This is a genomic window from Polyangium sp. 15x6 (genome assembly GCF_029960785.1).
GTDB lineage: Bacteria > Myxococcota_A > Polyangia > Polyangiales > Polyangiaceae > Polyangium.
In genome coordinates this window covers 1-10,329 of the sequence record NZ_JASBQE010000184.1, presented here as the reverse complement: position 1 = coordinate 10,329, position 10,329 = coordinate 1, and the positions used below count along the sequence as shown (strand labels likewise).

10 protein-coding genes are annotated in these 10,329 nt (G+C 65.6%); 9 read left to right on the top strand and 1 reads right to left on the bottom strand.

The features are described 5' to 3' along the window. The first annotated feature begins 984 nt into the window (after positions 1 to 984). The 9 genes from QHF83_RS51895 (at position 985) to QHF83_RS51855 (ending at position 8,795) form a co-directional block, all read left to right on the top strand. Positions 985 to 1,344 (top strand): hypothetical protein, encoded by a 360-nt coding sequence (locus QHF83_RS51895; RefSeq protein WP_282425617.1) that lies wholly within the window; start codon positions 985 to 987, stop codon positions 1,342 to 1,344. Then, positions 1,341 to 1,799, top strand: coding sequence for a transglutaminase family protein (locus tag QHF83_RS51890; protein ID WP_282425616.1), 459 nt, complete (start codon positions 1,341 to 1,343; stop codon positions 1,797 to 1,799). The genes QHF83_RS51895 and QHF83_RS51890 overlap by 4 nt, the downstream gene beginning before the upstream one ends. A 103-nt stretch (positions 1,800 to 1,902) precedes the next feature. Next, positions 1,903 to 2,532, top strand: a complete 630-nt coding sequence (locus QHF83_RS51885; protein WP_282425615.1) for an AAA family ATPase — start codon at positions 1,903 to 1,905, stop codon at positions 2,530 to 2,532. A 29-nt stretch (positions 2,533 to 2,561) separates the two neighbouring features. Beyond that, on the top strand, positions 2,562 to 5,177 hold the full coding sequence (locus QHF83_RS51880; RefSeq protein ID WP_282425614.1) for a hypothetical protein: 2,616 nt from the start codon (positions 2,562 to 2,564) through the stop codon (positions 5,175 to 5,177). Positions 5,178 to 5,600: 423 nt separating this feature from the next. Continuing rightward, positions 5,601 to 6,059 (top strand): hypothetical protein, encoded by a 459-nt coding sequence (locus QHF83_RS51875; protein WP_282425613.1) that lies wholly within the window; start codon positions 5,601 to 5,603, stop codon positions 6,057 to 6,059. 39 nt (positions 6,060 to 6,098) lie between these two features. Next, positions 6,099 to 6,545 (top strand): hypothetical protein, encoded by a 447-nt coding sequence (locus tag QHF83_RS51870; protein WP_282425612.1) that lies wholly within the window; start codon positions 6,099 to 6,101, stop codon positions 6,543 to 6,545. Between the two features lie 15 nt (positions 6,546 to 6,560). Beyond that, complete coding sequence (locus QHF83_RS51865) at positions 6,561 to 7,709, top strand: hypothetical protein (RefSeq protein ID WP_282425611.1); 1,149 nt, start codon at positions 6,561 to 6,563, stop codon at positions 7,707 to 7,709. A 13-nt stretch (positions 7,710 to 7,722) separates the two neighbouring features. Beyond that, on the top strand, positions 7,723 to 8,127 hold the full coding sequence (locus QHF83_RS51860) for a hypothetical protein (protein WP_282425610.1): 405 nt from the start codon (positions 7,723 to 7,725) through the stop codon (positions 8,125 to 8,127). Next, the gene (locus QHF83_RS51855) at positions 8,124 to 8,795 is read left to right on the top strand and encodes a SpoIID/LytB domain-containing protein (protein ID WP_282425609.1); all 672 of its coding nucleotides are present in this window, start codon (positions 8,124 to 8,126) and stop codon (positions 8,793 to 8,795) included. Before QHF83_RS51860 ends, QHF83_RS51855 begins: the two co-directional genes overlap by 4 nt. Before the next feature lie 598 nt (positions 8,796 to 9,393). Here the strand turns inward: QHF83_RS51855 and QHF83_RS51850 are convergent. Then, entirely contained in the window at positions 9,394 to 10,119 is a 726-nt protein-coding gene (locus QHF83_RS51850) for a hypothetical protein (RefSeq protein WP_282425608.1), read from the bottom strand. Positions 10,120 to 10,329 lie beyond the last annotated feature (210 nt).

The window sequence follows — 10,329 nt, the reverse complement described above, 5'->3', positions numbered from 1 at the left end:
CTCGAGGAGTGCCCACTGAGGGTCTGTCAGGTCCACACCTGCATATGTCGCCAGCACGAAAAATGTACCGACCGCTGGACCGCACCTCGTCGATTGATCCTACAAAGTGGGATGTTGGAGCTGATGGGCCTACTGGACGGTTTATGGGATGAGTTCTACCCTCAACAACCCGCGCCTGCCCCTGCGACCGGCATGAACCCCGAGTTCATTGCGCTTCTCCGGGTGATGCTCGAAAGCAGCGCCGCGGTTCAAGGCGCGATCGTCCGGTCGCTGCTCGAGCGCCCGCAGCAAGGCAATAATGCGCTGGAGGTGGTGCGCGAGATCGTGCCGCTCCTGCGTGGAGACTCGGGCAAAGCGAGTGGAGGAGGGACGAGCTACGAGCGCGGCATGGAGCGCGGGTTGGAGCTTGCAAAAAACCTCGGGGGAGGAGGTGGCGGCGACGAGTTCGGCGACATCACAAAACTCCTCTCGCTATTGAAGTCCTCATCATCGAGCTCGACGCCTGCCCCCGCTCCGCGGTCCGCGCAGCCGCCGCCGGAATACTTCCCCGGCCCGTTCTGGTCGCCGCCGATGCCGCCAATGGACGCGTGGCCCGGTTGGGAGCTCGTTCAGACGCCTATGGGGTGGGTCATGCGACCAGCAGGAGCGCCGCCAGCCAACACGAACGCCTCCGCAGTGGCGCCAGTGCCGGCACCGCCCGCAGCTCCGCCGCCCCCGGCCCCGGCTCCGACGGCAACGGTCGCCGCTTCGCCGCCGCCATCCACCCCGACAACATCGCCGCCGGCCCCCGCTCCAACGGCACCGCCCGCCGCGCCGCCGCCGGCCTCCGCAACGCCACCGCCGGCCCCAGCTTCGAGCGCAGCTCCGTCGCCGTCGCCGCCCGCCGCGCCGCCGCTCACGGCCCCGGCTCTCTCGGCACCGCCCACCGCGCCGCCGCCGCCCGCCGCGCCGATGCCCAGCGCGCCTACAGATTCGCCTCCGCCGATGGCGACGATGGCGACCCCCGTCGCGCTAGCTTCGGCGCCGGCAAGCACGACGCCCTGGGGGGCGACTGCGCCACCGTTCAAGGTGATCGGCCCCGACGACATCGACGGCACAGCGATTCCCTGGAGCTTGGCATCACAACATCTCGCGCCGTATCTGGCCGCGGCCGGGTACGTGCCCTTCGATGAACAATCACCGGATGACGGCCCAGCAGTGATGAGGGAGATCCCGAACGGGGCTCAGACGCTCCTCTCGAATCCGGAATTTTTCGGCAAGGCCTCGGCAGTCGCCCGAGGCGATGCATCCGATGATGCTATCGCCGAACTGCTCGCTCTCGCCAAGAAGGCAGGCTTCGGATGATCCGGGCGCGCATCATCGACTTTCCCAGCAACGCCGCGAAGGCACGGTACATGAAAGCGGGAAGCCAACGAGATGAGCTTCTTCCCGAGGTCCAGCGGTGGGCGGCCGTGTTTCGACGACTGCCGCTGGCTGATCGCGCCGCGGCCATCCTGAAGTTCTGCCAGTACGCGATCGATTACGTGCGCGATCCGCGTCGGGAAGTGCTCGAAGACTGCGCCGTGACCCTCATGCGCGGGTTTGGTGATTGTGATGCGAAGGCCCGTCTTTTCGTGGCGCTCTGTCGTGCCTGCGGGGTCGTTGCACGCGAGCGCCCCGTGCGTCCGGAGCAGGACTTCCCGCACATCCTCGCGGAGGTCTACGTCAACGGGCAATGGCTACCTGTGGATCCAACGATCCTGAACTCCAGTATCGGACGCATCCCGCCCGGCTGGATGGCGATAACGAACTACTGGTGACGCCATGGGTCAGACGACACCGCTTCGCTGTTCTGTATGCCATCGGCGACGGCCGCAGCCTTGCGGCGGATACTGTGCATGCGGCGCGTATGTGTGGGAAATCGTGCCGCACGAGGTACCGCCGGGCATCGTCGTTGAATCGCTCGATGGGGACCGCTCCCTTCGTCCGACGGAGTTTCCGGCGCTCCTTTCCAAGGCGCTCGGCGGTGTCGTGCTCGGGCTCAAAGTGCTCGTCGGCGGAGCGCCCGGCGCTGGCAAATCGACGCTCTGCGCCGAACTCGCCTCGCAAATCGCGGAGAAGCTCGATGGACTCGGATACTGGCTCGACGCGGAGCAGAACCGCGATCTCGTGCGCGAGTTGTTCCCGCGTACAGGCTCGTCGGCTCGTAACATCCGGCTCGTGAGCCGCCTTCGCGGCAATAAATGCAAGGTCGGCTGGCGCGAGGCATTGCAGGCCGTGCCGCGCGACGCCGCTGTGGTTGTGGTGGACTCGCTACAGCGATGGGGGAGGAGCTACACGGAACAGACCGCGCTGCTCGACGAAGTGGCGACGCTGTCGCCTACGGTGCTCGTCGTCTCCCATTTCAACAAGGCTGGGCAGTTCGCCGGCCCGATGGGGAATGAATACGACGCGGACGCGACGGCCATCGTCCGGACAACGAGCGTGGAAGTCACCAAGTGCCGATGGAGTCCGTGTCCGCGAACCGTGTCTCGTCCGGCAGTGAGCTCGTAATCGTTACAGCAGAGAGGAGGAACAGCGAAATGCCGCGAGCAATCACATTATCATACGACACCAGCGGTCTCGATGACGAGGAGCACGTCGCCAGCGTAGAAGATACGGGCGACTTCCTCGATACGTTGATGGGCGGAGGGGCGCAACTGCTCTCGTCTCTCATGGGGGGCGGTGGGAAGAGCGGCGGAAACTCGGGCATCGGGGCGACGCTGGGCAGCATCGCAGGCGCGGGGCTCGGCACGCTCGCGGGCGGAGCCGGTGCGGGCATCGGGGCGAACCTCGGCAAGATGGCGGGGGGCGCCGTGGAGAGCCTTCTGCGCAAGCCGCCGAAAAAGAAGAAGAAGAAGAAGCCGCCGAAGCCGCCCCCGAAGCCGGCCACTGTCGCGAGGCCGGCCGCAGCTCCGGCGAGACGTCTGCGTATTCCGACGAAACATGAACGGAAGCTCCTCGCGGAGGCCGAGAGAATGACGGAGCGCAGCGGGGAGCCGGGTTATCTGGAAGAGGCGCACCTCCGCGTGTTCAAGCCGACGGAATACAAGCGGCGGCGCGACGCCGGGCTCCTGTGGTCGCAGAATCAGAACGAAGAGGCCCCGCACGATCAAAGCTACGATGCTGCCCCTCCCGACGAGGCCCAGCCCGTGCTCGGCCCGGAGGATCATTACGACGACACCGCGACCCCGGACACGAGGCCGCAGCCGTTGCGTCACCTGTCCGCGACGCCCATGACCGAGCCGCAGCTCGACGCCCTCGTCCGTGGCGTTCCGCTTCTGCGAATGGTCGATCCGCGGATCTTGCGGCTCTTCTCGGGAAGCGTCGGCGTGGCGCGGGATGTCTCCGGCGTGGATCCGACGACGGGCATTTATCACGCACTCCCGGGCGAGACGCCGCACGGCATCACGAAGAAGCTCACCGGGCAGATGGATCGCACGCAGGAATTGCTGGCCGCCAATCCCGGCAAAGCCGAGTCCTCGATGGAGTGGAACATCCCTCCGGGATGGCTTCAATATGCGCGGGAGACGGGGGCGACGTTCTCGACGGCGCGGAAGTACGTCGTGGTCAAGGATGATTGGCCCGAGAAGATCGCGAAGAAACTAAGCGCGTTCCCCGCCCGCGCGAAATGGTGGTCGGAGCTGAAAGCCGCGAACCCGCACAAGCCCACGCAGTCCGGCACCGGGAACTGGGTCTCCCTCTTCCCCGGCGAGGAGATCGGCATCCCGAACGCGTGGCCGGAGCACGCGCTCGCCATCCCCATCCAGTCGCAGCCGTCGAAACCGGAGACGCCTGGCCTTCCGGGGCCTGGCAAAAACGTGACGCTCGATCCCGCGCTCGTCCCGCAATCGCAGGCCCTCCTCATGCGGTGGGCGGTGGCGCATCCGAACGACTGCACGCCCTCGGATTTCGGGCGGAACCCCGTGGACCTCGTGAGTGGGTTCACGCCGCGCGCCACGCAGGCGCTCGGCTCGTTCCAGGCGTGGTGGAACAAGCAACACCCGACGAGGGCATTGTCCTCGAATCCGGGAGAGCTCGACAAGCCGACTTACGACGCGTTGGTCGAGACGAACAACACCGAGAACCCGCCCGTGCCTTGGTTCGACAACCAGGATAAGCCGGCGCCTCCGGATCCGCCGCCACAGCAGCAAACATCGGGCGGGACTTCGCAGGGCGGGACCTCGCAGGGGCAGACGTCGTCCGGGGGGAACTCGCAAGGGCAGTCGTCGTCTTCGGGCGGGTCGACGAGCACGCCGTTCCCGGGTTTACCTACGGAACGTCCGGAATGGGTTCCGAAGGACGTCCCGTGGCCCCCGCAGTTCCCAGGCTGGACCCAGCCACAGCAATCGTCGCAGGGGCAGTCGTCGGGCGGGAGCTCGCAAGGGCAGTCGTCTTCTTCAGGGCAATCGTCGGGCGGGTCGAGCACGCCGTTCCCCGGTTTGCCTACGGAACGTCCGGAATGGGTTCCGAAGGACGTCCCGTGGCCCCCGCAGTTCCCAGGCTGGACCCAGCCACAGCAATCGTCGCAGGGGCAGTCGTCGGGCGGGAGCTCGCAAGGGCAGTCGTCTTCTTCAGGGCAATCGTCGGGCGGGTCGAGCACGCCGTTCCCCGGTTTGCCTACGGAACGTCCGGAATGGGTTCCGAAGGATGTCCCTTGGCCGCCGCAGTTCCCAGGGTGGACACAGCCGCAGCAATCATCGGGCGGGACCTCGCAGGGGCAATCGTCGGGCGGGACCTCGCAGGGCGGGACCTCCTCGCAGGGCGGGAACTCTTCGGGGGGCAGCACGCAGGTCCCGGGCGAACGTCCGCCGAACACGCCAGCGGAGGACTGGGGGACTGCCTTCGACGCGCACATGCCCGATAGCGAGAAGGCGAAGGTGCTCTACGTCCTCGCATATGCCGTGGACGCGGACGAGATTCAGGATATGGCGGAAGCATATTATGATGCGGGATACCCGCGCGCATCGGAGGCGCTGCACCAGCGTGCTCTGTTGATCCGCTTCGCGGAGCGGGAGTTCCCGCCCCCCGCAAAGCCTCCGACCACGGGCGCGGAGCAACAAGCAGATCCCAGCCACACCACGCAGCACGCGAGCGGCGACGGTGACAGTCTCTTACCCGTTATCGCTCTCGTGGGGGCCGGGCTCGCATTTTCGTGACCGAATGAAGGGGGCCGTGTCATGCCGAGCGCGCGTGATGTTCCTTGGTGGTGGTGGCGGCAGTGGACATGGCCGGAGGAGGCCCCGCCCTCGCCGCTACCCCACCACGGCCCGTCCCCGGCCCCCGCGCCTCCGGGAGGCGGGATCTTTCGTTGGCTACATCGAGACCGCGACCTAACGCACACGTCGGTTGCGGCAATCGAGACCGCGAAAAATAACGCGTGGTTGTCGCTCGATAGGAAAACGCGCGCACGGCAATTTCGGGCGCTCGTCGTCGTATCGCTGCGTGTGGCCGCATTGACGAGGAAACCCATCCCCCTGGGCCGCCTCGGTCCTGACCTCTACAGCACTCCAGACCGAAATGCGGCGGGGGCAGCAATCGCACGAACTCTGGTGCTCCTCGCTCCGCCGAGACTGCGCCCGGTGTCGGATATTCAAACTGACGAAGCATCGCCAGCGCAGGGCGCGCTCGAAGCGGGCATTATCCCTGTTACCACAGTCCTACTCGTGACGGCGTGCGCGCTGGCGGCTGCGTACCTCGCCACTGTGATTTCGCAGGCAGTGCATGTGGTGAACTTCGACGACGAGGTGACGGCACGCCTGCTCGCGGTTCACGCCCAGGCTCTCGAAATACTATCCATTCACGTGGAACGGGAGCGCGTCGCGGGACACGAGTTGCCATTTGACGAAACCGAGCGAGCCTGGCTCATTGGTCTGGAGGACGCACAGCGACGCCTCGCGACGATGCGCGGCCGGCCTTTGCCCTCGCCCTTCCACGGCGCCACGCAGTTCGCCCGAGCCGCCACCGGATTCGGAGCGGTCGCCCTGGTGGCGGTTGCAGTTTTCCTCCTCATGTCTCGAAACAATGGAAGGAGATCCTAACGTATGCCAGAGCGAAGAGTTAGCGTCGACCGCTCCCTCGTGGCGGTCCCGCGACGCCGGGCCCACCGGCGCTACACAGCCCGCGACGTCGGGACGGGCATCTTCTACACCGCGGGCGCGGGCGCGATCGTCGCCTTGCTCGCGAACCTCGACGATATCCGGAACAGCAAGGAGGCCAAGGATCATTGGTGGCTCCTTCCTGTCGGATTGATCGCCGTGGGGTACATGCTCCGCAAGCGTCGGCACGCCTACGCGGGCGCCGTCGTCGCGGTCGGAGGCGCCCTGTTCGCGCTCGCCTACACGGCGCAGCAGAAGGCCGAGAAGGCCAAGTCCGGCGATACGCAGGGCGTCGACACTGCGGCCCCCAATGGGGTCCCCGCCCTCCCCGTGGGGGCGCAGCGCGGCGTGTGGCTGCAATTGCCCGACGGGCAATACGTCCGAGTGCCGATCAACCCGCGCCGGGCGCCGGCCCAGCGCAATGCATAGAGAGGGGATTGAATCATGGCTACCAGCAACGTCATGGACATCTTGGCAAGCACCGACGCCGAAGGGGAGACCGCAGCGCCGGACGACGAAGAGGACACCGGGGCCCCCGAAGACGAGGAAGAAGAAACCGCGTCTGCCGAGCTCGAAGCCGAGGATGCCGACACCGGGGACATCAATGCGTTGCGGAAGCGTGGGCGCACGTCGATCACGCTCGACGAGGCGCGCCAGCTTCAGGCGCGGGCGCGGGCGCGCGGGAAGATCGTCGAGCGCCGCAAGGCCAAGGTCAAGGCCAAGGCGCGCCCGAGGATGCCGGCGAACATGGTGCCCCCGAACAGCGGGGCCCGCCAGATCCTCGAACGGTGGAGCGCACGCAAGGATCCGTTCGCCGTGCGCCAAGACGGGCACTATTACAGCATCACCGAGATCCCCTGCAAATGCTTGGGTACGACGACTCGCGCTTGGCTCCACATCCCCGCGGGGGAATACAAGCTGTTCGACCGCGCCGTCGGCGACGAAGTGAAGTTCCTCGGCAACACGGCGACGGCGACGACGAACTGGACGAACCTCCAGCGTCCGTCCAAGAACACCTACAATGAGCAGGAGTTCCTGATTCAATCGATCACGATGCAGGAAGCGGGGCTCCGCGTTCGTTACGACTCCGGGGAGATCGAGAAGATCGCGGGGCTCTCCGAGGCGAAGGCGGTGCTCACGGGCCAGTCGTGGCTGTGGGATGACGCGGGCATGTTCTTGCCCAAGGAAATCTTCCACGATACGACGGGCGAGAACCTGCTTTATCGTAGCGTTCGCCGATCCGCCGTCGTGTATTTCCACTGGGACAAGACCCGGACCGGTGGGAATGCCAATACGCGCAAGATCCTGATCGACCACCTCCGGAACGTGCCGGATACGAAGGTCCGGACGCTCTCGCGCACCTCGGGGGGTGCGCCCGTGTTGCCGGTACCGGATGGCTACATCTTCACCGACAACCCGGAGCGGAGTGAGCATGGCGCGTTCAGCGCGATCGTTCACATCCCGGAGGACATCGTCTTCCCCGTGAAGCCGATCGATCTCGGGGCCGGGACGCCGACGAAGCCACTCGAAGTGGGGCTCTATCTGCAACTGTCCTTGAATGGCATCGCATTCGAGGCGAAACCCAGCAGCTAACGGAGGCTGAGTCATGAGCGTGGCGGAGATCGACAGCGAAGCGAAGCAGAACGTCGTCGAGACGGATGCGCAGTATGGTCCGTGGACACACTGCGTCGTCATCATGGAGCAGCCGCCTCTCTGGGGGGATGCGCTTCCCCCGGAGTGGCGTGTCTCCGCCACGCTCACCCTCGTCGATCCACTCTTTGGCAAGGATCCTGTACTGGCGGATTTGCCCACGGTCGTCGTGGGGCCACTCATTCACAAGCGGCAGGTCGTCGCGATGGCGAGATATCCTGGCCGCGTGGCGAAGTGGTCCTTCCGGTTCGAGAGTGATGCAGGACGCGCCACGGCCCGCGTCTGGCTGCATCCGGGTAATGCCCCGGTGGTCGATTGCGGCATATTCGTGGTCCGGCACGGATTGAGCGGCCGTTCATGATTATCGGGGCCGAGCCCAGCGATGCGCCAGCACGCGTCCTGACGGTCGCGGGTTGGCTATCCCTGGACGACGAATATGTCCCAGGGGTCGTGGCCGGGGAGCACGTAAATGCACACCCAGAGGCCAAGGCCGCGCTCGCGATCGCTGCACGAACATACCTGCTCCGTGCCATGCGTGATCGGCCGGGACTCGGCCTTACAACACCGATCCCGAGCGGCGAGGGCTTTCAGGTCTTCGCCCATCGGGCTTCCCACGAGTGCATGATGGCGGCGGAGCGCACCCGCAGAATGGTGCTGAGGCATCGCGGGCGCATGGTCCTCGCGAATCATGTCGCCGGAGCGTATCGGACGTCGAACGGTGGGCTCGGCTCGGACCCGACGAATACGGAACGATATGTGACCTACAATATCGGTCGTAGTGGTACCAATGTGATTCCGACGCGCCTGTCGCTTCGCAGCCATCCAGGCAATCGTGGATGCCTCGGCCAACACTGCGCGCATTGGATGGGCGCCCAGGGGCTCGACCATCCCACGATCTTGCGGGTGTTCTATGGCGAAGACATCGAGATCCACACGCTCGTTAGTAGTGGGCGGCGCGCGGCGCTCGAGCCGAAAGTGATGGGCATGATGCTCGCCCTGGTCGGCCTCATGCTCGGGCGGCGGAGGTGATTCCATGGCGCTGCGGCTCGTCCAAGCAGGAGAGGGTGACCCCCGAGCACTCGTGATCGCGTTTCTCGTAATGGAGGAGATACTCGAATTCGCGCATCGTTCGTGCGGGGCTTCGGCATGTGTCCCGCCTGGCACTGATCGGGTACTCGGCAGGGTGCCAGCGTGTCCGGGCTCTTCGGTTCGCGGGTGTCGAGGCGAGCGCGTATCTCCTCGCCGACGGCACGCATGCGTCGTGGCCCCCGACCGACTGGCAGATCGACTGGCTGCGGGAGCTCGCCGATCGAGCGCGGGCCGGGAAGGTGCTCGTCGTCACGTCGCACGCGATGCAGACGTATACGGAGCGACTACCGAAGGGAAACGCGTTCGCCTGGGCTCGCTTTACGTGTACTCGTACGCAAGCGCGAACATCGACGCGGCGGCCCACGCGGCGCAGCTCGTGCGCGTCGTGCCCGAGCTGAGTGCGCGGCATCTTCGGCCGTGGCTCGGGGCGGACCCGAGGCCGCCGCCAGCTCGTCGGCTGCCCTTGGGCCTCATTGGGTTCTTTGCGAAGCTCTTGGTTGATGGGACGTCCCGAACGTAGGACGCGCACCGCGCATTCTCAGGGCTGCCCTGCGGGCCAGGGTGTACGATTCATTCGCACGAAGCCGGCAAAGAGATTGTCCGCGCGCTCCCGTAGGTGGTCGCATGGCCGCAGCCCCTCGTCGTAGAAATGCATACGGGCGAATGAAAACCCGATCATGTTGCGGTGGGCTGCATCATTGTCGTTGATTGTTTCCTGCGCGCTTCGGAGGAAATAGAGAGCGAAGACCGCTCGAATATAATCAGGCCCCGGCACGACGACACCCTCCGAAACGAGCCACGTGGCCCGATGAGCCAGGCGGTCGACAATGCTCTGCGGAGGAATCAGCGACACTGGCATCGTGATTCGCCGATCGAGCGGCAGACTCGCCAGCCTCGCACGATGATGCCAATCTTTACCATCGAACATCCACGCGTCCGAGATCAAACCCTGGTCACTGTCATCGACGATGAACAGCCGTTGTACCCCGTTTCGAGCGTCGAGGAGGAATAACGCAGCCGGCGCTGCGTACGCGATCCTCTCCCCATTTGCAAGTGTGATGCGCCCGTCGCCGCTTATCGTCGCGATGTCGGTTTTCACTTCACCCTCACGCGTGGACAGCTCCAATGAAGCCGCCGGGGGCGAATCCACTTTGCTCGTCGGTCCGATGACGACGTTCACCGTCTGCGTTTGCGTGACTGGCGGCGCGGGAGCCGGTGTCGACGGCGTATTCGCCGTGGGCGGCGCGCCCCAGGTCACGGGCATGCGGGCCGCATCGCCCGTAGCTGCATGAATGAGGGTGTTGGGCGCGGGGCCGGTGCACGCGGATAGGCTGGCCGAAAGTGTGATTAGTTCTACTGCGGGACATTAGAATCAAGCAAGAGGGGTTGGCGCATGTTGGTGGCGTGGGATGGCGGCTCTCTACAGGAGGACCCGTGCATGACATCGCCGGTGCGGTGACAGAATGGGCACCGT

Excerpts from the sequence above, each read along its gene's own strand:
- QHF83_RS51850 (WP_282425608.1), bottom strand. The coding sequence starts at position 10,119 with ATGCCCGTGACCTGGGGCGCGCCGCCCACGGCGAATACGCCGTCGACA.
- QHF83_RS51895 (WP_282425617.1), top strand. The coding sequence starts at position 985 with ATGGCGACGATGGCGACCCCCGTCGCGCTAGCTTCGGCGCCGGCAAGC.
- QHF83_RS51865 (WP_282425611.1), top strand. The coding sequence starts at position 6,561 with ATGGCTACCAGCAACGTCATGGACATCTTGGCAAGCACCGACGCCGAA.
- QHF83_RS51890 (WP_282425616.1), top strand. The coding sequence starts at position 1,341 with ATGATCCGGGCGCGCATCATCGACTTTCCCAGCAACGCCGCGAAGGCA.
- QHF83_RS51880 (WP_282425614.1), top strand. The coding sequence starts at position 2,562 with ATGCCGCGAGCAATCACATTATCATACGACACCAGCGGTCTCGATGAC.
- QHF83_RS51860 (WP_282425610.1), top strand. The coding sequence starts at position 7,723 with ATGAGCGTGGCGGAGATCGACAGCGAAGCGAAGCAGAACGTCGTCGAG.
- QHF83_RS51855 (WP_282425609.1), top strand. The coding sequence starts at position 8,124 with ATGATTATCGGGGCCGAGCCCAGCGATGCGCCAGCACGCGTCCTGACG.